This is a genomic window from Streptomyces sp. NPDC048560 (assembly GCF_040650955.1).
Taxonomy (GTDB): domain Bacteria; phylum Actinomycetota; class Actinomycetes; order Streptomycetales; family Streptomycetaceae; genus Streptomyces.
This window is the reverse complement of record NZ_JBEZIJ010000001.1, coordinates 835418-858034: the sequence shown is the minus strand read 5'-3', so window position 1 is coordinate 858034 and position 22617 is coordinate 835418. Positions and strand designations below refer to the sequence as shown.

The window sequence follows — 22617 nt, the reverse complement described above, 5'->3', positions numbered from 1 at the left end:
GAGTCAATCGGACTCCTGCGTAGCACCCGGCCGGAAGGATTCCCCGCCCATGGACGCCATCTCCGTCATCCGCACCAAGCGGGACCGCGGCGAGCTGACACCCGAACAGATCGACTGGGTCATCGACGCGTACACCCGCGGCGAGGTCGCCGACGAGCAGATGTCCGCGCTGGCCATGGCGATCCTGCTGAACGGCATGAATCGCACCGAGATCGCCCGCTGGACCGCCGCGATGATCGCCTCCGGCGAGCGGATGGACTTCGCCGCGCTCTCCCGCCCCACCACCGACAAGCACTCCACCGGTGGTGTCGGCGACAAGATCACGCTGCCGCTCGCCCCGCTCGTCGCGGCCTGCGGTGCGGCCGTGCCGCAGCTCAGCGGGCGCGGTCTCGGCCACACCGGCGGCACCCTCGACAAGCTGGAGTCCATCCCCGGCTGGCGCGCGCACCTGTCCAACGAGGAGATGCTGAGCGTCCTGGAGGGCACCGGCGCGGTGATCTGCGCGGCCGGTGACGGCCTCGCCCCCGCCGACAAGAAGCTGTACGCGCTGCGCGACGTGACCGGGACCGTCGAGGCGATCCCGCTCATCGCCAGCTCGATCATGTCGAAGAAGATCGCCGAGGGCACCGGCGCCCTGGTCCTGGACGTCAAGGTCGGCTCCGGCGCCTTCATGAAGACCATCGAGGACGCCCGCGAGCTGGCGTCGACCATGGTCGCGCTGGGCACCGACAGCGGTGTACGGACCGTCGCGCTGCTCACCGACATGTCGACCCCGCTCGGACTGACCGCGGGCAACGCCATGGAGGTGCGCGAGTCCGTCGAGGTCCTGGCGGGCGGTGGCCCCAAGGACGTCGTCGCCCTGACCCTCGCCCTCGCCCGGGAGATGCTGGACGCGGCGGGCCTCAGGGACGCCGACCCGGAGAAGGCCCTGGCCGACGGTTCCGCTATGGACGTCTGGCGGCGCATGATCTCCGCCCAGGGCGGCGACCCGGACGCGAAGCTGCCGGTCGCCCGCGAGCAGCACGTGGTGACCGCGCGCTCCTCCGGCGTACTGACCCGCCTCGACGCGTACGACATCGGTGTCGCCGCCTGGCGCCTCGGCGCGGGCCGCGCCCGCAAGGAGGACCCGGTGCAGGCGGGCGCGGGCGTCGAGATGCACGCCAAGCCCGGCGACAGCGTCACGGCGGGCCAGCCCCTGCTGACGCTGCACACGGACACCCCGGAGAAGTTCGAGTACGCCCTGAAGGCCCTCCCGGACTCCTACGACATCGCCCCCGCCGGCACGGAGTTCACCGCGACCCCGGTGGTACGCGAGCGCATCGCGTAACGGCGCGGAACGCGAATGGCCCGCCCGGACGAGGAGATCGTCCGGGCGGGCCCTTCTCATGCGGTGGGCGGGCCTACTTGCCGTAGTAGGCGTCGTAGATCGCCACCGTCGACAGGTTGCCCTTCCTGTCCGTGACCTTGGCCGCGAAGGAGATCGACTTGCCCTTCGCGGGGTTCTTCACGGAGATCGCGCCCTTCTTCACCGTGACCTTCTTCCAGGTCTTTCCGGCGTTGTAACTGACGTACACCTTGAGCGACTTCAGGTTCTTGCCCGCTGCCGAACCCTGTACCTGGACCGGTACGGAAGCGGCCCTGCCGGCCGCCACCTTGCTGTCCGCGCCCACGGCGGGCGTGAACCGCACCGTGGAGGCGGGGAGTTCGGCGCGGCTCGTCTTCTTGGACCGGAACGTCCAGCCCGCGTCGACACGGGTGGAGGCCGCACCGATCTTGGCGCTGCGCCGCACGGAGGTCTTCAGCGTGTAGTCGGCGGCGCCTGACGGCACGACGAACGGTGTCCCGCCGTACAGGGCGTCGTCGTTCCGGGTGAACTTCTTGCCGTTGCGGTACAGGACCGTCTTGACCGAGGTCAGTTCCGACGACCCGGCGTTCCCGTTGCCGTCGGCGAGGAGCGGCACCAGGCCGAGGATCTCGTTGCCCGTGCGGGAGAGACCGTAGGTGTTGTCCAGCAGCGGCCCGAACACGGCCTTGTTGACGGTCCTTGTGTACGTCTTGCCGCCCGTGTACGCCTTCGGGGCGCCGAGCGAGTACTCCGACTCGTACATCGGCCAGCCGTCCTCGTCGGCTCCGCCGAGCTGCGAGAAGTCGAAGGTCCACCGGGCCTTCTCGACGGTCGAGACGAAGACCGTGCGGGTGCCGGGGAGCTTCTGCGCCGTCGACGTGGCCGTGCCGCCGTTCATGCTGGGGAGGGTGCCCCAGGCGGTGATCTCGCCGGTCTTCTTCGGCGCCGGGGCGCCCATGGCGATCTTCACCTTGGCGAACTGACCCGCGGTGAGCTTGCGTGCGTAGCCGGTGGCGAACTGCTTGACCGGGCCGCCGAGCGCGATGTCGTACTCGGCTGACGCACCCTTGGACCAGCTGCCCACCCAGTGCTGGGCGAGCGAGCCGTCGGTGACCTTCGGGCCGACGTGGGCGGTCCGGAAGTTCTTGTACGTGTCCAGGAACCAGCCGAACGTGAAGGAGCTGGACTTCGACGAGATGGTGTAGTCCGGCGCCATCAGCGTGGAGCTCGCCGTCTTGTCGGGCAGGGCGATGTTCACCGCCTTCGCCTTGCGCGCGTCGAGGGTGACGGCCGTCTTGCCGTTGACGTCGAGCTTCGGCTGCACGAGCCAGTCGACGCCCTTGCCGGAGTCGGCCGGGTCCGCGAACACGTTGGCGTTCAGCGCGTACGTCCCCTTGGGGACCCGGACCGAGCCGGTGCCCTTGGTGTTACCGAGGGAGACCCACACGCCGTCGGTGCCGTCCCCCGTGCCGAAGAGGTCGCTCTCGGCGTACGGGGCGGGCTTGCCGTCGCGGCCGATGTACGTGACCTTCACGTCGTACGACTCGATCTCGCGCTCGACCGCCGCGGCCGTCCTGACCGTCTGCCCGCCGCCGGTGCCCACGAGGTAGGCGGAGTACGTGCCGTTCACCGTGGAGCCCAGCCGCGTGTCGGCCGTCAGTTCCACATCGGCGGTGCCGCCCGCGGGGACGGTGACCTTCGGCGCGCCCAGGGTGAAGAATCCGGCCGGGGCGGGCTTGCCCTTCGGGCCGGTGCCCGTCACGGCCAGATCGAGGGTGACATCCGTCGTACCGAGGTTGCGGTACGTCACTTTCCTGGCGACCGGGGTGTCATCCGTGTGCGGCCACTGCTGCGTCCCGAAGCTCACGGACACCGGGTCCGCGACGATCGTCTGACCGAGCGCCTCGTCGACGGCGATCCGGCCGGAACCCTGCTCGAACGGGGTGTACGCCCCGGGCTTCGAAGAGGTCGTCAGCGCGCCCTTCAGCTCCGTGTACTTCCACGTGGGGTGCTGCTGCTTCAGGAGGGCGGCGGCGCCCGCGACATGCGGTGTCGCCATCGACGTACCGGAGATGGTCAGATAGCCCGGAGGCTTCTGCCCGACCTCCTTGTCGATGACGGAGCCGGGTGCCGCGGCGGCCGTGATGTCCACTCCGGGTGCCGTCACATCGGGCTTGATCGCACCGTCGCCGACGCGCGGGCCACGGCTGGAGAACGGCGCGAGGACGTCCTTGTCGTCGACCGCGCCGACGGTCAGCGCCGCGTCCGCGCTGCCCGGGGAGCCGACGGTGGAAGCCCCGCCCTCGCCCTCGTTGCCCGCCGCGATGGCGAACAGGATGCCCTTCTCGGCCGACAGCTTGTTGACCGCCGCCTCAAGGGGATCGATCTCGGGGGTGTCCCCGCCACCGAGGCTCAGGTTGACGATGTCGGCGCCCTGCGCGGCCGCCCACTCCATGCCCGCCAGGATGCCCGAGTCGTTGCCGTAACCCTCGTCGTCGAGCACCTTGCCGTTCAGCAGCTCGGCGTCGGGAGCCACGCCCTTGAACGTTCCGCCCGAGGCGGCGCCCGTACCTGCGGCGATCGAGGCCACGTGCGTGCCGTGGCCGAAGCGGTCCAGGGCGTCTGCGGCGTCGGAGAAGTTCTTCTGTGCGAGGACCTGGTCCTTGAGGTCGGCGTGGGTGGCGTCCACGCCGGTGTCCAGGACGGCGATCTTGACACCCTTGCCGGTGTAGCCGGCCTCCCAGGCCGTCGGCGCGCCGATCTGCGCGACGCTCCTGTCGAGGCTCGCCCGGCGGACACCGTCCAGCCAGACCCGGTCGACGCCCGCCGCCGTCGTGCGCCGGTCGCCGTCCGCCGTCGTGTCGGTGAGCGCCTGCCAGATGTCGGGTGCGTCGGCCTCGGGCGTGGTCAGCGACTGGGCGTTCAGCGACTTGAGGGTGCGGCCCACGGTCGTGCCGCCCGCGTCACCCACTTCGGCTCTCGCCGTGGCCGCCTGGGCGCCCCCGTAGCCGACGATCAGGCGGATGCCCTTGTGCTGGGCGCGCCGGTTCTCCGCCCGGTTCAGCTCCGTGACGTCGAACAGCCGCTGGTCGAGCTTGCCGGACATGATCAGCCGGCGCGCGTCGGCGGGCACGAGGAGCGTGTGCCCGCCGCGTACCTGCTTCTGCACGGGTATGTGCTCGCGGCCCTTCGCGGGCTCGAAGCCCACGATCCGGCCCTTGGCGTCCATCTGCACGCGGTCGCCCGTGACGAGAGTGAGGTGATGCGTGCCGGCGGCCCGCTCGCCCCTCGCGGGGACGCGGTCCGGCTGTGCCGCGGCCGGGGTGGTCATCCCGGCCGCGAGTGCCACGGCTGCCGCCGCGGCGATGGTCGATACGTATGCGCTTCTGACGTGTCTGCGCAACTCTCCCCCTGGAGAATGAAGTGGTTCCTGGGAACCGCAGGTCCGGGGCAGCTGCTGACTGCCAGTGCCACCGGTTCATGGTTCAAGAGGGGGAAACACCCGGCTGGGTTCACAAAAGTGGCTCATGAGTCTGGAGTTGGCGAAAAGAGAGCGCTTCGCGACCGTCATTGACCGGGTTGGGTGGTCGGGGCTGAGCTACCGGGGCAGCGGACTCCGATGAGTTTCGCCCGCCGGGCCGGTCTCTGTGGTGTGGATGCTGTGACACCGATCGTGCTCGTCGTCTCCGGCCGCGTCACCCGGGCCGATGTGCCGGCGCTCTGCGCCGAGCTGGAAGCGCTGCTGAACGGCCCCCGGGCCGCCGGGCTCGATCCGGCCGCCGCGGTGGACTGCGACGTGGGGGGAGTCGTGGCTCCGGATCTGGCCCTGGTCGACGCGGTGGCGCGGCTGGGACTGATCGCCCGCCGGGCCGGTGGCCGTGAGCTGCGGCTGCGCGACGTCCCGCCCGAGCTGCAGGCTCTCCTGGACCTCACAGGACTCGGTGAGCTGCTGGACCCCGGCCGGCGTCGGGCGCGCGAGGACCCGGCCGCGTAAGGGCCGGGCCCGGGCGGGTGACGCCGGCGGCCCCGGAGCGGGGAGCGCCGTCGCGCCGTTCTCACGCCGGGTCGGCGTCCAGGTGGTCCGGCAGGCCGAACAGCGGGAACCACCTGGGCGTGTCCAGGAAGCAGTGCATCCCGGTGATCGCCCCGTCCTCGATGTCGATGACCTGCACCGCCCACGGCACGAACCCGGGACCGTCCGGATTCGGCTTGTAGTGCGCGAACGCGGGGCTCCCGTTGGCCTCGGTCGCCACCAGCCGCGAACCCGCGCAGCTCGCACCGATGGAGAGCATGAAGCCGGTGATGTCGTCGTGCCCCTGGAGCCAGAGGTCGAACGGCGGCATGGTCATCACGGCGTCCTCGTGGAGCAGCGCCGTCAGCGCCGCCATGTCATACCCCTCGAAGGCCGCCACGTACCGCTCGAGGAGCTTGCGCTGCTCCTCGTCGAGCGGGTCCGCCGTGTCCGGGACCCGCCCCTCCGTCTCGGTGAGCGTCGCCCGCGCCCGCTGGAGGGCGCTGTTGACCGAGGCGACCGTGGTCTCCAGCAGTTCGGCGACCTCGCTCGCCTTCCAGGCCAGTACCTCGCGCAGGATGAGCACGGCCCGCTGCTTGGGCGGCAGATGCTGGAGCGCGGCGACGAACGCGAGGCGCACCGACTCACGGGCCACGGCTGCCTCGGCCGGATCGGCCACCGACGGCAGGATGCGGCCGTCGGGCATCGGCTCCAGCCAGGTGTTCTCGGGCAGCGGGTTGAGCGCGGCCTGCGCGAGCGGTGTCGGGCCGGTCAGGTCCACCGGTCTGGCCCGCTTGTTGCCCGCGTTCAGCATGTCCAGACAGACGTTGGTGGCGATGCGGTAGAGCCAGGAACGCAGCGAGGAGCGCCCCTCGAACTTGTCGAAGCTGCGCCAGGCGCGCACCAGCGTGTCCTGGACCGCGTCCTCGGCCTCGAAGGCCGAGCCGAGCATCCGGTAGCAGTAGCCGGTCAGCTCGACCCGGTGTCCCTCCAGACGACTGTCGATGTCGGCCGTCACGGTCGGATCACTCATCGTTCCACCCCTGTTGCGCTGTGACACCACTCACTCAGCACTGTGGAAGCTACCGCAGGCCACTGACAACCGGGCGGGAAGTACGCAAGCGGCTCACGTTCCGGGCTTGCGTCCGTACACGTGGACGTCGGTGCCGTTGCGCAGCAGGTTCCAGTACGCCTTCGCGTCCTTGGACCGCATGTTGACGCAGCCCCCGGAGCCGGGCGGGTTGTACATGCTCTTGGTGACCGAGTGGAAGGCCTGGCCGCCGTCGAAGAACTGGGAGTACGGCATCCAGACGTGGTAGATCGTCGACCAGTGCTTGATGGTGCGCCAGTAGACCTTGCTCGCGCCGGTCCGCGTCTCCGAGCCGTTGCGCCCCGTCCGTACCGGCACGGGACCGTACTTCAGCTTCGAGCCGTCCTGGATCCAGCTGAGCTGCCTGGTCAGGTCCACGCACGCGATGCGCCCCTTGTTGGTGGGGCACTTCTTGGCCTTGTTGGGGTTCTTCCCGGCCGCCTTCTGGGCCAGCATCGTGTTCATCGTGCGCCAGGTGAGGGGTCCGGCGTATCCGATGGTCGGGGTGATGCCGTGCTTCGCCTGGAAGGCCCGGATCGCCTTGCAGTCGGTGACCGACTGCCTGCCGTCCACCGGGCGGCCCAGGAACTTCTCGACCTTCTTCTGGTACGGCCCGGTGGAGGTCGTGCAGGACGCCGCCTGAGCGGACGCGCCCGTGGACAGGACCAGGGCCGGTGCTGCCATCAGGCCGGCGACGGACAGGGCCACGCCCCGCCGTACCCGTATGCCTCGAATGTTCCTTATGACTCTCATGTGCGCCAACTCCCCTTCGCGCGCAGTGCGTTGATACCGCCTGCTTAGACGCGCGAAGGGGAGCGCCAGTTGCGCGCACGAAGGTCTCAGTTGGGTAGCGCGAGCGCCGGGACGGTCCGGCGCCGTTCGGCGCGTGCGACCCGCGTCCCGTACAGCGTGATCGACACGACGCCGAGGACGGCGAACAGTCCCAGCGCCACCGTCCCCGCCCAGCCCCCGGTGTGGAAGGCGACCGCTCCGAGGGTGCCGCCCGCGCTGGAGCCCAGGTAGTACGCGGACTGGTAGAGCGCGGAGGCCTGGGCGCGGCCGGTCGTCGCCGCACGGCTCACCGACGAGGAGGCGACCGCGTGCCCCGCGAAGAAGCCCGCGGTGATCAGGACGAGCCCGAGGAGCACCGCCGCCAGCTGGTCGGCCAGTGAGAGCAGAAGACCGGCGGCCGTGGTGGAGACGGCCAGGTACAGGGCGCCCCGGCGGCCGAGCCGGCCGACCAGCTTGCCGGCCGCGGCGGAGGAGACCGTACCCACCAGATAGACCAGGAAGATCGAACCGATCACGCCCTGCGGGAGGTTGAACGGCGCCTCGGCCAGCCGGTAGCCGATCACCGTGTATACCGCGCCGAACACGGTCATGAACAGGGCGCCGATCGCGTACAGGCGGCGCAGCAGCGGATCGGCGAGGTGCGTGCCGACGGTCCTGGCCAGGGCCTTCGGGTTGAGCGAACCGGGCGTGAAGTGCCGGGCCCTGGGGATCAGGAAGTGGAAGACGAGCGCGCAGACCACCGCGAGCAGCCCGACCGCGCCGAGCGCCGCCCGCCACCCCCACAGCTGGGCCACCCAGCCGGTGACGATCCGGCCGCTCATGCCGCCGATGCTGTTGCCCGCCACGAACAGGCCGATCGCCGCGATCAGGGCCTTGGGGCGCACTTCCTCCGCCAGGTACGCCATCGCGGACGCCGGCAGTCCGGCGAGCGCCGCGCCCTGGACGGCGCGCAGGGCGATCAGCCAGCCGAGCGACGGGGCGAAGGGGATGAGCAGCCCGACCAGTACCGCCACCGTCAGGGAGGCGGTCATCATCTGCCGCCGTCCGAACCGCTCGGAGAGGGCGCTCAGCGGCAGTACACACAGCGCGAGCGCGCCGGTCGCCGCGGAGACCGTCCAGCTCGCCTGCCCGGCCGTGGCGCCGAACGAGGCGGAGACGGCGGGCAGCAGCGCCTGGGTGGAATAGAGGAGGGCGAACGCCGCGACTCCGGCGGCGAAGAGCGCGAAGCTCATCCGGCGGTAACCGGGGCGGCCGGGCTCCAGGCGCTGGGCGGAGACGGGGGAGGAGGGAGGTGCGGGGGCGTCCACCGTTCGGATGGACGCCTCGGTACTGGCAGGAGGCATACGTCGAAAGTAGGCCGCCAGGTTTCATGCGTCCAATGCACGAAGTCGGCATAATCGTTCCCATGGTGCATGAACACAGGCCACAGCCCCGGCTGTCACCGAGTAGTTACGAAGAAGACATCCGGGCCGTGCTCGCGCCGCGCCTCGCGTACTTCGAGGCGGTCGCCCGCCACGAGCACGTCACCCGCGCCGCACACGAGCTCGGCGTCCCCCAGTCCACGCTCTCGCGGGCCATGGTCAGGCTGGAACAGGACCTGGGGGTGGCCCTGTTCGCCCGCAAGGGCCGTACGGTCTCCCTCACTCCGGCCGGCCGTACGTTCCTGACCTCCGCCGACCGGGCGCTCACCGAGGTGGAGAAGGCGGCCGACTCCGTACGGGCGGACGCCGACCCGACCGCGGGCAAGGTCGCCTTCGGCTTCCTGCACACCATGGGGTCCGAGACCGTGCCCGCCCTGATCCGCGCCTTCCGCGTCGACCATCCGCGGGTCCGCTTCCAGCTGGTCCAGAACTACGGCGAGGCGATGATCGAACGGCTCCGCGCGGGCAGCCTCGACCTCTGCCTCACCTCACCCGTCCCGGACGCCCCGGACCTGGTCGCCCGCCGCCTCGACGAGCAGCGGCTGCGCCTCGTCGTCCCCGACGACCACCGGCTCGCCTCCCGCCGCCGGGTGCGGCTCGCGGAGGCCGCCGACGAAACGTTCGTCACCCTGGAACCGGGGTACGGCCTGCGGCGGATCACCGACGACCTCTGCGCCGAGGCGGGCTTCAAGCCCCGCGTCGCGTTCGAGGGCGAGGAGGCCGAGACGCTGCGCGGCCTGGTGGCCGCAGGGCTGGGTGTCGCTCTGCTGCCACCGCCGGCGGTGGCGCGCCCGGGTGTCGTCGAGCTCACGGTCACGGCGCCCCGGGCGGCCCGCGAGATCGGGGTGGCCTGGCTGGACGGCCACCCGGACACACCGCCTGTCGCCGCCTTCAAACGCTTCCTGCTGTCGCGCCGGGGACATCTGCTGCCGGACTAAGGGCTGTCCCGTACCCCCCGGCGGGCGCACGACGACAGCTACGGCACCTCGCCGCGTTGTCGGAACGCCCGGATGAATCCGGTACGCGGACGTACCTCCGCCTTGCGATGCACCGCATCTGACGCCGCGCGCTGCTTCACCAGGAGTTACGGGACACCCCTGAGGACCGCCCATCCGGGGGCACGCCGGCCCGAGCCGGACGAAAGGCCCTCAGTGCCGCAGCGACCGCCCGAACCCCGCCGCCAGGGGCATCCGCAGACCCAGCGGCGGCGGAGCCGCGAGCGCGTCGGCGACCGGGCGGGCGTACGCGCGGGCGAACAGTGATCCGCGCACGAAGTCCGCTGCCAGCGCCACCACTTCGGCCCGGTGCTGCCGCAGCGCGTGTCCGTCCGAGTGGACCTCGAACCGGCAGATGTCCCGGTTGGACTTCTTCGCCCGCTCGGCCAGCCGGAACGACAGCTCCGGATCGATGCGTTCGTCGTTGGTGCCGTGCACGATCAGCACCCGCCGTCCCGCCAGCTGCCGTACCGGCTCGGCCTCGTCCGTGGATGCCTCCGGCAGCCACGGGGCCATCGCCAGGGCCGAGGTGACCGCGGTGTGTCCGGCGGCCCGCAGCGCCGCCCGGCCGCCCATGCCGTGCCCGACCAGGCAGACGGGGACGTCGCCGTAGCGCCGTACGACCTCGTCCGCCGCCCACTCGGCGTCGGCCGCCAGATCCGCGTCCGTGGCGTTCCAGCCGCGCCAGCGGTAGCGCACGACGTGCACCGCCAGCCCGTCCGGCCGGCCCGCGCGTGCGAGATGCCGGGCGAACGGCAGTTGGACCGCGTACGACAAGGAGGACGGCCTGCGGTGCGAATCCGCTTCTCCGTCCGGGAGCAGCAGAGCGACGCCGCTGACCTCGGGTGGTGCTCCGGCCGTGAGAACGGCCCGTCCCAGCCTGGCTGCGGGCAGGGGAAGTGAGCGCTGTGCCATGACAGAACAGTGTCAGAAGGGCAGGTGTACTCCACCCGACTTCGCGGTCTCTGTTACGTATCGACAGCCAGCGCTCTACGCGCGTAGGCGTTAGAGTGCCCAGATGACGAGCCAGACCCTCAGTGTCCCCAGTCCCGAGCAGATCAGGCGTGCGCCCAAGGTGCTGCTCCACGACCACCTCGACGGCGGCCTGCGCCCCGGCACGATCGTCGATCTGGCCCTCGCCCAGGGCTACGACGCCCTGCCGGAGACGGAGCCCGACAAGCTGGGCATCTGGTTCCGCGAAGCGGCCGACTCCGGTTCGCTGGAGCGTTATCTGGAGACGTTCGCCCACACCTGTGCCGTCATGCAGACCCGCGATGCCCTCGTCCGGGTCGCGGCCGAGTGCGCCGAGGACCTGGCCGAGGACGGCGTCGTCTACGCCGAGGTGCGGTACGCCCCCGAGCAGCACCTGGAAGGCGGCCTGACCCTCGAAGAGGTCGTCGAGGCCGTCAACGAGGGCTTCCGCCGGGGAGAGGCCCGGGCCCGGGCCAACGGTCACCGCATCCGTGTCGGCGCCCTCCTCACCGCCATGCGGCACGCCGCCCGCGCGCTGGAGATCGCCGAGCTCGCCAACCGCTACCGGGACCTCGGCGTCGTCGGCTTCGACATCGCGGGCGCCGAGGCGGGCTTCCCTCCCACCCGGCACCTCGACGCCTTCGAGTACCTCAAGCGCGAGAACAACCACTTCACGATCCACGCGGGTGAGGCGTTCGGCCTGCCGTCGATCTGGCAGGCCCTCCAGTGGTGCGGCGCCGACCGCCTCGGCCACGGGGTCCGCATCATCGACGACATCGAGGTCGCCGATGACGGCACCGTGACCCTCGGCCGGCTGGCCTCCTACGTGCGCGACAAGCGCATTCCGCTGGAGCTCTGCCCGACCTCCAACCTCCAGACCGGCGCGGCCGCGTCCTATGCCGAGCACCCCATCGGCCTGCTCCGGAAGCTGCATTTCCGCGCGACCGTGAATACGGACAACCGGCTGATGAGCGGTACGAGCATGAGCCAGGAATTCGAGCGGCTGATCGAGACCTTCGGATACACGCTCGACGACATGCAGTGGTTCACCGTCAATGCGATGAAATCAGCATTCATTCCTTTCGATGAACGTCTGGCGATGATCAACGACGTCGTCAAGCCGGGATACGCGGAGCTGAAGTCCGAGTGGCTTTTCCGCCAGACCGTCACGACCAGCGGTTCTTCGTCCAGGACGGACTGATCGAGCGGTAAGGGAAACGGCCGGGGAAGACAATTCACCGGCCGTTTCCCGTGTCCCGGCATGTTTGCGGGACGGGTAATGGGATGGCTACGTTGCAGAGCCGCTCACATCCCCTTCCCCAAGGATGACATTCACATGAAGCAGTCTGCTGTCAGGACTCTCGGCGTCGCCGCTCTCGGTGCCGCTTTCGCCGTTGCCGCCGCCGGTTCGGCCTCCGCCGCCCCCGCGCTCCCCGTCGACGCCGCGACCGCCGCCGTGCCCGCCGGCACCGCGCTGGACGCCGTCAGCCAGGCGGTGCCCACCGTGCAGGACGCCGCGGGACAGCTCCTCAAGGGCCAGGAGAGCGTCGGCGGAGACGTCGGCGCCCCCGTCACCGGCCTGCTCGGCGGCCTGCCCACCAAGGGCCTGTCGGCGAACGGCCTCCCGCTCGGCGGCTGAGCGGTTCCCGAACACGCACGTGGGGCGCGCACCGGTCAGGGTGCGCGCCCCACGCGTGTTCTCCGCGGTGTCCGCGTCTTCGCTGTCGTTTCCGTCTCCCCGTTGTCCCGCGAGGTCACCAGGCCGTCGCGGCCGAGGACTTCTCCTGCGGCAGCAGCAGCCACAGGGCCAGGTAGAGCAGGATCTGGGGTCCGGGCAACAGACACGAGACGACGAAGATCACGCGCATCGTCCCCGCGGAGGTGCCGAAGCGCCGAGCCAGCGCTGCGCACACTCCGCCGATCATGCGTCCGTCACGGGGGCGGGCAAGTGCGGCCATGGTGGGCTCCTTCGAGAACCGGCGGGGAGCAGCTCCTGTTGTGCTCCCGATGTATCCATGGTGGCTCGACGAAGGGGTGCAAAGCGTCGCTCTACGGGGCGACACCGACCCTGGAAATCGTCGGGGTCGAGCCCTGAGACGCCTCGTCCCTGAGTCGGGAGGCGCCTCCTCCCGCCCCCGCCCGCTGCCCCCGCCGCAGCCGCGCCCGGCAGACCGGCACGACCAGGAGATGCGCGAGCGCCACCCCGACGGTGTTCAGCAGCAGCGAGTCGACGTCCACGACCTGACCCGCCACCCCGGTCTGCGCCAGCTCGATGGCGAGCGAGATCAGCGCCCCGGCCGCGACCGTACGGGCCAGCGAGGCCAGCGGGGACACGAACAGCCGGCCCCCGGCCATCGGCAGCAGCACCCCGAGCGGCGCCAGCAGGAGAAGCCCCGAACCGAAGCGGTGCGCGGCCTCGACCGGACCGAGAGCGAGATCGGCCTTGATGCCGGCGAGAGGCTGGAAATTCGCGGCGGTCACCCACGCCACATCCAGGGGGCGAAGAGTCAGCCACCCGACGATCAGCAGATGCCCGAGGAGGAGGAGTACCCCCGCCGCGCGGAAGCGGATGACGGCTTGGCCGTCCGAACCTTGACGCACGCCACCCAAGACGCCACGACCGGCGGGATCGGTTCCGCGCTGTCCGAGGAAGAAATGTGGCACGGCACTCACGGCAGTTCGAGCACGCCGAGCGTGGGCACGTCGGCGGGCCGGGTCTTCGTCTCCGACGTACACAGATAGCCCCGGGGCGCGTAGTTCCCCGGACCGCCGAGCACGACGGTGCCGCCGGTCACCAGCGGCTCGCTGTCCGCGTACGAGCACACGAGCTGCGCCAGCGCCTCGGCCGGCAGGTCCTCGGGCTGCTCGTTCAGGCGCAGCGTGCCCGCCGGATCGCCCTCGCGGGCCCCGGACACCCGCAGACCGGCCGGCACGTCGGTGGAGAACCCGGCCTGCCGCTCATCGGTCACCGGTGCCTTCCGCAGCTCGTCCAGGAGCACCCGCGCCACGCGGATCCGGTCGGTCTCCGCCGCGTCCAGCCGTACCGAACGGTTCACGGTCATCAGCTGCGAGGCACAGACCAGATACACCTGGACCTCGATGTCCTCCAGCGCCTGCGAGGTGACGTCGTGGGCCGGGGTGCGGCACGGAACCCGGGACGGCGCGGCTCCCGCGTCCACCGGCACGGACGTCGACCTGATCCCGCACCCGGCGGCCAGAGCCGTGACCGCGAGGACCGCGGCCAGCGCCCGGCCGGTGCGCCGCCGCGCCCGCCGGGGGCGGTGTGCGCCGTACGCCTGGTCGCTGCGCCTCACGTCGAGCCGCCCTCCTCGTTCAGGTCCTCCGCGCCGTGCTCCCCGGCGCCGGAGGTCAGCCGCTCGGCGTCGACGGGCAGCCGCAGGACGAACACCGCTCCGTCGCCGTCGGGCGAGTTCGCGGCCGTGATGTCGCCGCCGTGGATGTGCGCGTTCTCCATGGCGATCGACAGTCCGAGGCCGCTGCCCTCGGACCGGGGCCGCGAGGCGCTCGCCTTGTAGAAGCGGTCGAAGACGTGCGGCAGGACGTCCTCGGGGATTCCCGGGCCGTGGTCCCGCACCTCGATGACCAGTTCCTCGCCGACGATCCGCACCGACACGCGTACCGGTGAGCCGCCGTGCTTGAGCGCGTTGCCGATCAGATTCGCCAGGATCACGTCGAGCCGGCGCGGATCGAGCCGCACCATCATGCCGCGCTCGGCATCCAGGTCCACGGCGTCGAGCCAGGCGCGTACGTCGATGCAGGCGGTGACCTGGTCGGCGACATCGACCGTGTCGAGCACGAGACGGGCGGTGCCCGCGTCGAAGCGGGTCACCTCCATCAGGTTCTCCACCAGGTCGTTCAGCCTGCGGGTCTCGCTCACCACCAGGTGCACCGCGGGAGCGATCATCGGATCGAGGCTGTCGGCCTCGTCCTCCAGCACCTCCGCGACGGCGGTGATCGCGGTCAGCGGGGTGCGCAGTTCGTGCGACATGTCGGCGACGAACCGGCGGCTGGACTCCTCACGCGCGCTCATGTCCGCGACCTTCTTCTCCAGCGCGCTCGCGGTCTTGTTGAACGTGCGGGAGAGTTCGGCCAGTTCGTCGGTGCCCGACACCATGAGCCGGGTGTCGAGCTTCCCCTCGCCGAGCTTGCGGGCGGCGTCGCCCAGCCGCTGTACGGGGCGCAGCACGGTCGTCGCCGCGCCCTGGGCGAGCAGCGCCGAACCGACCAGCGCCAGGGCGGTGGCGATGCCCAGCGACCACGCCAGGGAGTTGAGATCCTGGCGCTCCTGGTCGAGCGACTTCAGCATGTAGCCGGTCGGGCCACCCCCGATGATCTTCGTCCCGGCCACCAGGTACGGCCTGCCGCCGATACTCGTCCGCTGCCAGAACAGGTGGTACTCAAAGATGTTGCCCGACGTCATCGGCTGCTTCCTGCCCACCTGCTGCCGCAGGGAGACCGGCACGTCCTGCCGCGTGAAGGAGTCCAGGTCGGAGTAGCCGACGATCGGCTTGCCGTCGTGTTCGTCGACGAGCAGCACGTGGTAACCGGGACTGCTGCTCGCCATCTGCACGGCGGCGTTCTGCAGGTCGTCCCTGGTGGGGGGCATGGGCAGGCTGGCCGCCCGGTTCTGCATCTGACGGCGGAAGTCCCCGAGGGCGGAGTCCTGCGTACGCGTCAGCACCGCCTCGCGGTTGAGCCAGTACGCGATCCCCGACGCGGACACCGCCGCGGTCAGGGCCACCAGTCCGAACACGACGACGAGCCGCAGCCGCAGACTGGTCCAGCGCAGACCGGTGAGCACGGTCCGCTTCGCGGCTCCACTCACTGAGGCGAGTCCAGCCGGTAGCCCACGCCCCGCACGGTACGGATCAGCGTCGGCGAGGACGGTACGTCCTCCACCTTCGCGCGCAACCGCTGGACACAGGCGTCCACGAGCCGCGAGTCACCGAGGTAGTCGTGCTCCCAGACCAGGCGCAGCAGCTGCTGCCTGGACAGGGCCTGACCGGGCCTGCGGCTGAGCTCCAGCAGCAGCCGCAGCTCGGTCGGGGTGAGCTGAAGATCCTCACCGGCCTTGGTGACGGTCATCGCGGAGCGGTCGATGATCACGTTCCCGAAGGTCGCGGAGTCCGTGGACTCGCGCTCCCCCCGGCGCAGCACCGCGCGGATACGGGCGTCGAGCACCCGGCCCTGCACGGGTTTCACCACGTAGTCGTCCGCGCCGGACTCCAGTCCCACCACGACGTCGATGTCGTCGCTGCGCGCGGTCAGCAGAATGATCGGCAGCTGGTCGGTGCGGCGGATGCGCCGGCACACCTCGAAACCGTCGATCCCGGGCAGCATCACATCCAGCACGACCAGGTCCGGCCGCTGCTCTCGCAGCAGGTTCAGGCCGTCCTCTCCCGTCGCCGCAGTGGCCACTCGGTGGCCCTGGCGTGACAACGAGAGTTCGAGGGCCGTGCGGATGGCGTCGTCGTCCTCGATCAGCAACAGGAAAGGCACGGGGGTCATTCTGGCCCATGGTGGTGCCTCAATTCGACAGTTGGACGGCTCTTGCGGTTCCGGCACGCCCGGACGCCGGCCTGTGACACGGCTGTGACAGTCGGGGGACAGCGCCATGAAACTGCCCGGGCAAGCTCGTTGACACACGAACCAACGACTCCACCGACGGGGGGCGCGAGATGAACGCAACGCACAGCACCGGCTCGACGAGCGCAGTTGTCACGCGTCTCCACGACGTCGGCCGGGGTCCGGAGAAGTCCGGCGGCGTAACGCGGGGGTGCGTTCGCGGCGCCGGGCGTCAGCATCCGTCGTACATGACGGTGGTTGACACGCCCCTCGGGGGCAACGGGGGAAGCGCGTACGGGGAGGTCACGGGGGAGCGGAAGCCCGCTGCGCAGACCGAGGACGCCGAAGCGGTGTTCACGGCCTACGTCCAGGAGCGCCGCGCCTCCCTGTACGCCACCGCCTATCACCTGACCGGCGACCGGTTCGAGGCCGAGGACCTGCTGCAGAGCGCCCTCTTCTCGACGTACCGGGCGTGGGACAGGATCAGTGACAAGGCGGCGGTCGGCGGATATCTCCGCCGCACGATGACCAATCTGCACATCAGCGCCTGGCGCCGGCGCAAGCTCAACGAGTACCCGACCGAGGAACTGCCGGAGACGGTGGGCGACACGGACGCGATGCGCGGCACGGAACTGCGTGCGGTGCTCTGGCAGGCGCTCGCGCGGCTGCCCGAACTCCAGCGCACGATGCTGGTCCTGCGGTATTACGAGGGCCGCACCGACCCGGAGATCGCGGCCATCCTCGACATCAGTGTCGGCACGGTGAAGTCGAGCATCTGGCGGTCACTCCGCCGGCTGCGCGAGGACGAGGTCCTCAGCTTCGGCCGTGACGAGGAGGAGTCCTTCGGCGAGCTGGTGGCCTGAGGCGACGGGGGAAACGGGGACGGGGGAACGGACCGCTGCTTCGGGGGAGGCGGCGGTACGTGTACGGGGGTACGGGGGGTTACGCAGCGGGGTCGGACGGGCCGGGGGGTCCTGTCGGGCCCCGTTTCGCGTTGCCGAGCCGCCCCGCCGTGGCGGCCCCCTGCGTCAGCTCAGCTCCGCCGTCGCCCGGCGGCACCGCCCCGCAGCCGCCGCGGCCAGCCGGCCCAGCGCCTCCTCCTTGCCGCACGGATGCGCGCCCAGCGCCGCCTGCCGGGCCACGATCCGCCGCTCGGCCCGCATCAGACGCCAGCCGCGCCGCAGCAGGAACGGCACCGACTTGCGCCCCTCACGCAGATCCCGCAGCAGCCGCCGCCGGAACGTCGTCGAGGGGCGTCCGCGCAGGCACAGCGCGTCCGCGAGGAGACCCAGCTCCTGGCAGCGCTCCACGATGTCGGCGGCGAAGATCCCCTCGGCGACGAACAGGGGCGTGCGCTCCATGTGGAACACCTCGTGCCCGACGCGGGAGCTCGTGCCGATGTCGTACAGCGGCACGTCCGTACGTCCCGTGCAGCACAGTTCCGAGACGGCCGCGACCGCCGCGTCCGCGTCCCAGGACAGCACGGAGTCCCAGTCGATGTCCGTGCTGCCCGTGACCACGGGCAGCGTCGGGTCGTCGCCCTCCTTGTAGAAGTCGTCAAGGCGCAGCACCGGGAGACCGGCGCGAGCGGCGAGGGAGGACTTGCCTGAGCCGGAGGGGCCCGCCAGCAGCACGACGCGGGTCGGGATCGATTGGGAATTCACAGAACAGAAGTGTGAGGCATTGACCCGCGCAGGGGACCCCTCGGAGGTCCTGTTGGTATCGAGCATCACACCTCAACTACTCTGCGCGCACAGACGATTACCCGAACAGGCTCGATTCAGGTGGGAAAATCATGGCTCGTCATGCACTGTCTGCACCTTCACGCATCCGGCACGGCATCCTGCTGCGCGCCGGCCTGACCGTCACGGCGGTCGGTGCGGCGCTCGGTGCGGGAGGCGCGGCCGCCCAGGCCGCGCCGATGCCCACGGCCCCGGCCGCGGGCGCCGACAGCACCCTCGGCGCGGTCACCGGAACGGCGGGGCCCGCGCTGACCGGGGCGCTCGGCTACTCCCTCGCGGGCGGCATCGCGCCCGTCACCGACCTCCAGCTCGACCCGCTGGCAGGCACGGGCGTCGACCCCCTGGACAACGCGGTGGGCACCCAGGTCGCCGACTTCAAGCCGCTCACCACGGCCGTCGTGACCGACCCGCTGACCAGCGGCGGCGCGATCAGCGACCTGCCCGTGGCCGGGCAGGTGACCGGCCTGATCACCGGCTGACCCCGCCCAACGCCCGCGGGCCGTCCCCTCCGTCGTCCGGAGGAGGCGGCCCGCAGGTGTGGAAGGCCCTTCAGGCGGTCAGTACGAGGAGCCTGCGGCTCCCAGGGCGCCCGTGGGGTGCCAGACCGTCTTCGTCTCCAGGAAGGCCGTCAGGCGGCGCGTGCCGGGGTCGGCCGACCAGTCGGCGCCGTCGGCGGAGCCGCGCAGGACGCGCTTCATGTTGTCCGCCGCCGCGATCTCCAGCTCCGTCGCCAGCGCGGTGTCCGCGCCGGTGAGGTCGATCGCGTTGACGTCCTGGTGGGAGGCGAGCGGGGCCGCGAGCTCCGCGGTCTTCCCGGACAGGATGTTCACCACGCCGCCCGGCAGGTCGGAGGTGGCCAGCACCTCGCCCAGCGAGAGCGCGGGCAGCGGCGCGTCCGCCGATGCGATGACCACGGCGGTGTTGCCGGTGGCGATCACCGGGGCGATCACCGAGACCAGGCCCAGGAACGAGGAGTTCTGCGGCGCCAGGACCGTGACCACACCCGTCGGCTCCGGCGTCGAGAGGTTGAAGTACGGGCCCGCGACGGGGTTGGCCCCGCCGACGATCTGGCCGATCTTGTCCGTCCAGCCCGCGTACCAGACCCAGCGGTCGACCGCCGCGTCGACGACGGCCGCGGCCTTGGACTTCGACAGGCCCTCGGCGTCCGCCACCTCGCGTACGAACTGGTCCTTGCGGCCCTCCAGCATCTCCGCGACGCGGTAGAGGATCTGGCCGCGGTTGTACGCGGTCGCGCCCGACCAGCCGCCGAACGCCTTGCGGGCGGCCACGACCGCGTCGCGCGCGTCCTTGCGGGAGGACTGCGGCGCGTTCGCCAGCCACCTGCCCTTGGAGTCCGTCACCTCGTACACCCGGCCGCTCTCGGAGCGGGGGAACTTGCCCCCGACGTACAGCTTGTAGGTCTTGAAGACGCTCAGACGGTTATCGGACATCGAGGTATGCCTCCAGGCCGTGACGGCCGCCCTCGCGGCCGTAGCCCGACTCCTTGTAGCCACCGAAGGGCGACGTCGGGTCGAACTTGTTGAACGTGTTGGCCCAGACGACGCCCGCACGGAGCTTGCCGGCCACCGCGAGGATGCGGGAGCCCTTCTCCGTCCAGATGCCGGCCGAGAGGCCGTACTGGGTGTTGTTGGCCTTGGCGACCGCCTCGTCCGGGGTGCGGAAGGACAGGACGGAGAGCACGGGGCCGAAGATCTCGTCGCGGGCGACCGTGTGCGCCTGGGTGACGTTCGTGAAGAGCGTCGGGGCGAACCAGTAGCCGGACGAGGGGAGCTCGCAGGGCGCGGACCAGCGCTCGGCGCCCTCCGCCTCGCCGGACTCGACGAGCGTGGTGATCCGGGAGAGCTGCTCCGCGGAGTTGATCGCGCCGATGTCGGTGTTCTTGTCCAGCGGGTCGCCGAGGCGCAGCGTGGACAGCCGGCGCTTGAGGGCGTCCAGCACCTGGTCCTGGACGGACTCCTGGACCAGGAGCCGGGAACCCGCGCAGCAGACCTGGCCCTGGTTGAAGAAGATGCCGTTGACGATGCCCTCGACGGCCTGGTCGATGGGGGCGTCGTCGAAGACGATGTTGGCGCCCTTGCCACCGAGCTCCAGCGTGACCTTCTTGTCCGTGCCCGCGATCTGGCGGGCGATGGCCTTGCCGACGGCGGTCGAGCCGGTGAAGGCGACCTTGTTCACGTCGGGGTGCCCGACGAGGGCGGAACCCGCGTCGCCGTAGCCCGTGAGGATGTTGACGACGCCCCTGGGCAGCCCCGCCTGGCGGCAGATGTCGGCGAAGAACAGCGCGGAGAGCGGAGTCGTCTCGGCGGGCTTGAGCACCACCGTGTTGCCGGTGGCGAGTGCCGGGGCGATCTTCCACGCCAGCATCAGGAGCGGGAAGTTCCACGGGATGACCTGGCCGGCCACGCCCAGCGGGCGCGGGTTCGCGCCGTAACCGGCGTGGTCCAGCTTGTCGGCCCAGCCCGCGTAGTAGAAGAAGTGCGCGGCGACGAGGGGGAGGTCCGCGTCGCGGGTCTCCTTGATCGGCTTGCCGTTGTCCAGGGTCTCCAGGACGGCCAGCTCGCGGCTGCGCTCCTGGATGATCCGGGCGATGCGGAACAGGTACTTCGCGCGCTCGGAGCCGGGCAGCGCCGACCATTTCTCGAACGCCCTGCGGGCCGCCTTGACCGCCCGGTCGACGTCCTCGGCGCCGGCCCGCGCCACCTCGGCGAGGACCTCCTCGGACGAGGGGCTGACCGACTTGAAGACCTTGCCGTCGGCCGCCTCGGTGAACTCGCCGTCGATGAACAGCCCGTACGAGGGGGCGATGTCGACGACGGAGCGGGACTCCGGAGCCGGTGCGTACTCGAATGCAGATGCCATGGGGATCAGTCCACCGTCACGTAATCGGGGCCGGAGTAACGGCCGGTGCTGAGCTTCTGGCGCTGCATCAGCAGGTCGTTCAGCAGGCTGGAGGCGCCGAAGCGGAACCAGTGGTTGTCCAGCCAGTCCTCGCCCGCGGTCTCGTTGACCAGCACGAGGAACTTGATCGCGTCCTTGCTGGTGCGGATGCCGCCGGCCGGCTTCACACCGACCTGTACCCCAGTCTGCTCCCGGAAGTCGCGGACGGCCTGCAGCATCAGCAGGGTGTTCGAGGGCGTCGCGTTGACCGCGACCTTCCCCGTCGACGTCTTGATGAAGTCGGCGCCCGCCAGCATCCCGAGCCAGGAGGCGCGGCGGATGTTGTCGTACGTGGACAGCTCGCCGGTCTCGAAGATCACCTTGAGCCGTGCGGAGCCGCACTCCGCCTTCACGGCGACGATCTCCTCGTACACCTTCAGGTAGTGGCCGGAGAGGAAGGCGCCGCGGTCGATCACCATGTCGATCTCGTCCGCCCCGGCCGCCACGGCGTCGCGGACGTCCGCGAGCTTGACGGCGAGCGCGGCACGGCCCGCGGGGAAGGCCGTCGCCACGGACGCCACCTTCACTCCGGAGCCGGCCAGCGCGGCGGCGGCGGTCGCCGCCATGTCGGGATAGACGCAGACCGCGGCGGTGCGCGGGCTCGTGCGGTCGGTGGGGTCGGGGTTGACGGCCTTGGCGGCGAGAGCCCGGACCTTGCCCGGGGTGTCCGCGCCTTCCAGCGTCGTCAGGTCGATCATCGAGATGGCGAGATCGATGGCGTACGCCTTGGCAGTCGTCTTGATCGATCGGGTTCCGAGGGAGGCGGCGCGCGCTTCGAGGCCGACAGGGTCGACGCCGGGCAGCCCGTGCAGGAAGCGGCGCAGCGCACTGTCGGACGCCGTCGCGTCGGCGAATGCAGGTGCAGTGGTGGGCATGGTCACCACATGAGCATATCTACGCGCGTAGCGACCTGTACAGGGCCCCTGCTCCTTCCCGCGCCGCACGCGCGCCGCACGGCCGCCCGGCCCCGGCGGACGGCCGTCAGGCAGAATCGGGCCCATGACGAGCCCCACGCCTGCCCCCGAGCCGGTCTACGCCGACCGGACCTTCCGTTCGGTTCCCGGCCTGGTCTGCGGGGTACTGCTGATCGCGCTGACCGCCTGGATCGGCGGCGACGCCCTGTTCCGCGGCGAGGGCCGGACCCCGTGGACGGCACTCGCGGGGATGCTGGCCGTGATCCCGCTGATCGTGGCGTTCACGGTGCGGCCCGTGGTGTTCGCGAACCAGGAGCGCATCCGCATCCGCAACCCGTTCCGCACCATCGTGCTGCCCTGGACCGACGTCGCCGACGTGCGCGCCGGTTACTCGACCGAACTCTCCACCCACGCGGGAGTCACCTACCAGCTGTGGGCCGTCCCCGTCTCGCTGCGCGAGCGCAAGCGGGCGGCGAGGAAGGCGTCGCGGCAGTCCCAGGACGACCCGTACGGCAGGTCGTCCGTCAACGCCGACGTCCGCGACACGGCCGCACGCATCGCCGCCGCCGACCAGACCGCCGTCGACCTGCGGGAACTGGCCGAGGGAGCCGCGCACCGCAAGGACGGGACCCCCTCGGTGACGGCCTCGGTCCGCTGGGCGTACGAGGTCATCGCCCCGGCCGCCGCGGGCCTCGTGCTGCTCGTGGTGCTGCTCGCGATCGGCTGAGGCGGGCGGCGCGGGACGCCGTGGCAGGAGGGGCGGTGCGGGACGGTGAACCGTCCCGCACCG

22 protein-coding genes are annotated in these 22617 nt (G+C 71.0%); 8 read left to right on the top strand and 14 right to left on the bottom strand.

The window, feature by feature from the left end; translation table 11 throughout:
• Window positions 1–49: 49 nt before the first annotated feature.
• Window positions 50–1327, top strand: coding sequence for a thymidine phosphorylase (locus tag AB0C82_RS03785; RefSeq protein ID WP_362835946.1), 1278 nt, complete (start codon window positions 50–52; stop codon window positions 1325–1327).
• A gap of 73 nt (window positions 1328–1400) precedes the next feature.
• On the opposite strand, the gene AB0C82_RS03780 is transcribed toward AB0C82_RS03785, so the two are convergent.
• Window positions 1401–4676, bottom strand: a complete 3276-nt coding sequence (locus AB0C82_RS03780; RefSeq protein ID WP_362837013.1) for a S8 family serine peptidase — start codon at window positions 4674–4676, stop codon at window positions 1401–1403.
• A 288-nt stretch (window positions 4677–4964) separates the two neighbouring features.
• On the opposite strand from AB0C82_RS03780, the gene AB0C82_RS03775 reads away from it, so the two are divergent.
• The gene (locus AB0C82_RS03775) at window positions 4965–5339 is read left to right on the top strand and encodes an STAS domain-containing protein (RefSeq protein WP_362835944.1); all 375 of its coding nucleotides are present in this window, start codon (window positions 4965–4967) and stop codon (window positions 5337–5339) included.
• Window positions 5340–5400: 61 nt separating this feature from the next.
• Here AB0C82_RS03775 and AB0C82_RS03770 read toward each other — a convergent pair whose 3' ends face one another.
• The 3 genes from AB0C82_RS03770 to AB0C82_RS03760 form a co-directional block, all read right to left on the bottom strand.
• Window positions 5401–6390 (bottom strand): sigma-70 family RNA polymerase sigma factor, encoded by a 990-nt coding sequence (locus tag AB0C82_RS03770; protein ID WP_362835942.1) that lies wholly within the window; start codon window positions 6388–6390, stop codon window positions 5401–5403.
• A 93-nt stretch (window positions 6391–6483) separates the two neighbouring features.
• Window positions 6484–7200, bottom strand: coding sequence for a L,D-transpeptidase family protein (locus tag AB0C82_RS03765; RefSeq protein ID WP_362835941.1), 717 nt, complete (start codon window positions 7198–7200; stop codon window positions 6484–6486).
• 86 nt (window positions 7201–7286) lie between these two features.
• Entirely contained in the window at window positions 7287–8582 is a 1296-nt protein-coding gene (locus AB0C82_RS03760) for an MFS transporter (RefSeq protein ID WP_362835940.1), read from the bottom strand.
• A 62-nt stretch (window positions 8583–8644) separates the two neighbouring features.
• On the opposite strand from AB0C82_RS03760, the gene AB0C82_RS03755 reads away from it, so the two are divergent.
• Window positions 8645–9598: a LysR family transcriptional regulator gene (locus tag AB0C82_RS03755; protein ID WP_362835939.1), complete on the top strand. Its 954-nt coding sequence runs from the start codon at window positions 8645–8647 to the stop codon at window positions 9596–9598.
• Between the two features lie 210 nt (window positions 9599–9808).
• Here AB0C82_RS03755 and AB0C82_RS03750 read toward each other — a convergent pair whose 3' ends face one another.
• Entirely contained in the window at window positions 9809–10570 is a 762-nt protein-coding gene (locus AB0C82_RS03750; protein WP_362835938.1) for a dienelactone hydrolase family protein, read from the bottom strand.
• A gap of 103 nt (window positions 10571–10673) precedes the next feature.
• Between AB0C82_RS03750 and AB0C82_RS03745 the strand changes: the two genes are divergently transcribed.
• Complete coding sequence (locus tag AB0C82_RS03745; protein WP_362835937.1) at window positions 10674–11828, top strand: adenosine deaminase; 1155 nt, start codon at window positions 10674–10676, stop codon at window positions 11826–11828.
• A gap of 135 nt (window positions 11829–11963) precedes the next feature.
• Window positions 11964–12266, top strand: coding sequence for a hypothetical protein (locus AB0C82_RS03740; RefSeq protein WP_362835936.1), 303 nt, complete (start codon window positions 11964–11966; stop codon window positions 12264–12266).
• A gap of 115 nt (window positions 12267–12381) precedes the next feature.
• On the opposite strand, the gene AB0C82_RS03735 is transcribed toward AB0C82_RS03740, so the two are convergent.
• The 5 genes from AB0C82_RS03735 to afsQ1 all read right to left on the bottom strand — a co-directional run bounded on the left by AB0C82_RS03735 (window position 12382) and on the right by afsQ1 (window position 16147).
• The gene (locus AB0C82_RS03735; protein ID WP_362835934.1) at window positions 12382–12585 is read right to left on the bottom strand and encodes a PspC domain-containing protein; all 204 of its coding nucleotides are present in this window, start codon (window positions 12583–12585) and stop codon (window positions 12382–12384) included.
• A 91-nt stretch (window positions 12586–12676) separates the two neighbouring features.
• Window positions 12677–13228: a VanZ family protein gene (locus tag AB0C82_RS03730; protein ID WP_362835932.1), complete on the bottom strand. Its 552-nt coding sequence runs from the start codon at window positions 13226–13228 to the stop codon at window positions 12677–12679.
• Window positions 13229–13296: 68 nt separating this feature from the next.
• A complete protein-coding gene (locus tag AB0C82_RS03725; RefSeq protein WP_362835931.1) occupies window positions 13297–13941 on the bottom strand; it encodes a hypothetical protein in 645 nt (214 codons plus the stop codon).
• A complete protein-coding gene (locus tag AB0C82_RS03720) occupies window positions 13938–15473 on the bottom strand; it encodes a HAMP domain-containing sensor histidine kinase (protein WP_362835929.1) in 1536 nt (511 codons plus the stop codon). Before AB0C82_RS03720 ends, AB0C82_RS03725 begins: the two co-directional genes overlap by 4 nt.
• On the bottom strand, window positions 15470–16147 hold the full coding sequence (gene afsQ1, locus AB0C82_RS03715; protein ID WP_185302653.1) for a two-component system response regulator AfsQ1: 678 nt from the start codon (window positions 16145–16147) through the stop codon (window positions 15470–15472). The genes AB0C82_RS03720 and afsQ1 overlap by 4 nt, the downstream gene beginning before the upstream one ends.
• 179 nt (window positions 16148–16326) lie before the next feature.
• On the opposite strand from afsQ1, the gene AB0C82_RS03710 reads away from it, so the two are divergent.
• Window positions 16327–17076: a SigE family RNA polymerase sigma factor gene (locus tag AB0C82_RS03710; RefSeq protein WP_362835927.1), complete on the top strand. Its 750-nt coding sequence runs from the start codon at window positions 16327–16329 to the stop codon at window positions 17074–17076.
• Between the two features lie 165 nt (window positions 17077–17241).
• On the opposite strand, the gene AB0C82_RS03705 is transcribed toward AB0C82_RS03710, so the two are convergent.
• On the bottom strand, window positions 17242–17943 hold the full coding sequence (locus AB0C82_RS03705; protein ID WP_362835925.1) for a uridine kinase: 702 nt from the start codon (window positions 17941–17943) through the stop codon (window positions 17242–17244).
• 65 nt (window positions 17944–18008) lie between these two features.
• Between AB0C82_RS03705 and AB0C82_RS03700 the strand changes: the two genes are divergently transcribed.
• On the top strand, window positions 18009–18434 hold the full coding sequence (locus AB0C82_RS03700) for a hypothetical protein (RefSeq protein WP_362835923.1): 426 nt from the start codon (window positions 18009–18011) through the stop codon (window positions 18432–18434).
• A gap of 78 nt (window positions 18435–18512) precedes the next feature.
• Here the strand turns inward: AB0C82_RS03700 and AB0C82_RS03695 are convergent, their stop codons facing one another.
• The 3 genes from AB0C82_RS03695 to deoC are packed head-to-tail and all read right to left on the bottom strand — an operon-like array spanning window position 18513 to window position 21788.
• A complete protein-coding gene (locus tag AB0C82_RS03695; protein WP_362835921.1) occupies window positions 18513–19406 on the bottom strand; it encodes an aldehyde dehydrogenase family protein in 894 nt (297 codons plus the stop codon).
• Window positions 19396–20835, bottom strand: coding sequence for an aldehyde dehydrogenase family protein (locus tag AB0C82_RS03690; protein ID WP_362835919.1), 1440 nt, complete (start codon window positions 20833–20835; stop codon window positions 19396–19398). Before AB0C82_RS03690 ends, AB0C82_RS03695 begins: the two co-directional genes overlap by 11 nt.
• Before the next feature lie 5 nt (window positions 20836–20840).
• Window positions 20841–21788 (bottom strand): deoxyribose-phosphate aldolase, encoded by a 948-nt coding sequence (gene deoC, locus AB0C82_RS03685; RefSeq protein WP_362835917.1) that lies wholly within the window; start codon window positions 21786–21788, stop codon window positions 20841–20843.
• Window positions 21789–21912: 124 nt separating this feature from the next.
• On the opposite strand from deoC, the gene AB0C82_RS03680 reads away from it, so the two are divergent.
• The gene (locus AB0C82_RS03680) at window positions 21913–22554 is read left to right on the top strand and encodes a PH domain-containing protein (RefSeq protein ID WP_362835915.1); all 642 of its coding nucleotides are present in this window, start codon (window positions 21913–21915) and stop codon (window positions 22552–22554) included.
• Window positions 22555–22617: the final 63 nt, after the last annotated feature.

Excerpts from the sequence above, each read along its gene's own strand:
- AB0C82_RS03785 (WP_362835946.1), top strand. The coding sequence starts at position 50 with ATGGACGCCATCTCCGTCATCCGCACCAAGCGGGACCGCGGCGAGCTG.
- AB0C82_RS03780 (WP_362837013.1), bottom strand. The coding sequence starts at position 4,676 with ATGACCACCCCGGCCGCGGCACAGCCGGACCGCGTCCCCGCGAGGGGC.
- AB0C82_RS03775 (WP_362835944.1), top strand. The coding sequence starts at position 4,965 with ATGAGTTTCGCCCGCCGGGCCGGTCTCTGTGGTGTGGATGCTGTGACA.
- AB0C82_RS03770 (WP_362835942.1), bottom strand. The coding sequence starts at position 6,390 with ATGAGTGATCCGACCGTGACGGCCGACATCGACAGTCGTCTGGAGGGA.
- AB0C82_RS03765 (WP_362835941.1), bottom strand. The coding sequence starts at position 7,200 with ATGAGAGTCATAAGGAACATTCGAGGCATACGGGTACGGCGGGGCGTG.
- AB0C82_RS03760 (WP_362835940.1), bottom strand. The coding sequence starts at position 8,582 with ATGCCTCCTGCCAGTACCGAGGCGTCCATCCGAACGGTGGACGCCCCC.
- AB0C82_RS03755 (WP_362835939.1), top strand. The coding sequence starts at position 8,645 with ATGGTGCATGAACACAGGCCACAGCCCCGGCTGTCACCGAGTAGTTAC.
- AB0C82_RS03750 (WP_362835938.1), bottom strand. The coding sequence starts at position 10,570 with ATGGCACAGCGCTCACTTCCCCTGCCCGCAGCCAGGCTGGGACGGGCC.
- AB0C82_RS03745 (WP_362835937.1), top strand. The coding sequence starts at position 10,674 with ATGACGAGCCAGACCCTCAGTGTCCCCAGTCCCGAGCAGATCAGGCGT.
- AB0C82_RS03740 (WP_362835936.1), top strand. The coding sequence starts at position 11,964 with ATGAAGCAGTCTGCTGTCAGGACTCTCGGCGTCGCCGCTCTCGGTGCC.
- AB0C82_RS03735 (WP_362835934.1), bottom strand. The coding sequence starts at position 12,585 with ATGGCCGCACTTGCCCGCCCCCGTGACGGACGCATGATCGGCGGAGTG.
- AB0C82_RS03710 (WP_362835927.1), top strand. The coding sequence starts at position 16,327 with ATGAACGCAACGCACAGCACCGGCTCGACGAGCGCAGTTGTCACGCGT.
- AB0C82_RS03705 (WP_362835925.1), bottom strand. The coding sequence starts at position 17,943 with ATGCTCGATACCAACAGGACCTCCGAGGGGTCCCCTGCGCGGGTCAAT.
- AB0C82_RS03700 (WP_362835923.1), top strand. The coding sequence starts at position 18,009 with ATGGCTCGTCATGCACTGTCTGCACCTTCACGCATCCGGCACGGCATC.
- AB0C82_RS03695 (WP_362835921.1), bottom strand. The coding sequence starts at position 19,406 with ATGTCCGATAACCGTCTGAGCGTCTTCAAGACCTACAAGCTGTACGTC.
- AB0C82_RS03690 (WP_362835919.1), bottom strand. The coding sequence starts at position 20,835 with ATGGCATCTGCATTCGAGTACGCACCGGCTCCGGAGTCCCGCTCCGTC.
- deoC (WP_362835917.1), bottom strand. The coding sequence starts at position 21,788 with ATGCCCACCACTGCACCTGCATTCGCCGACGCGACGGCGTCCGACAGT.
- AB0C82_RS03680 (WP_362835915.1), top strand. The coding sequence starts at position 21,913 with ATGACGAGCCCCACGCCTGCCCCCGAGCCGGTCTACGCCGACCGGACC.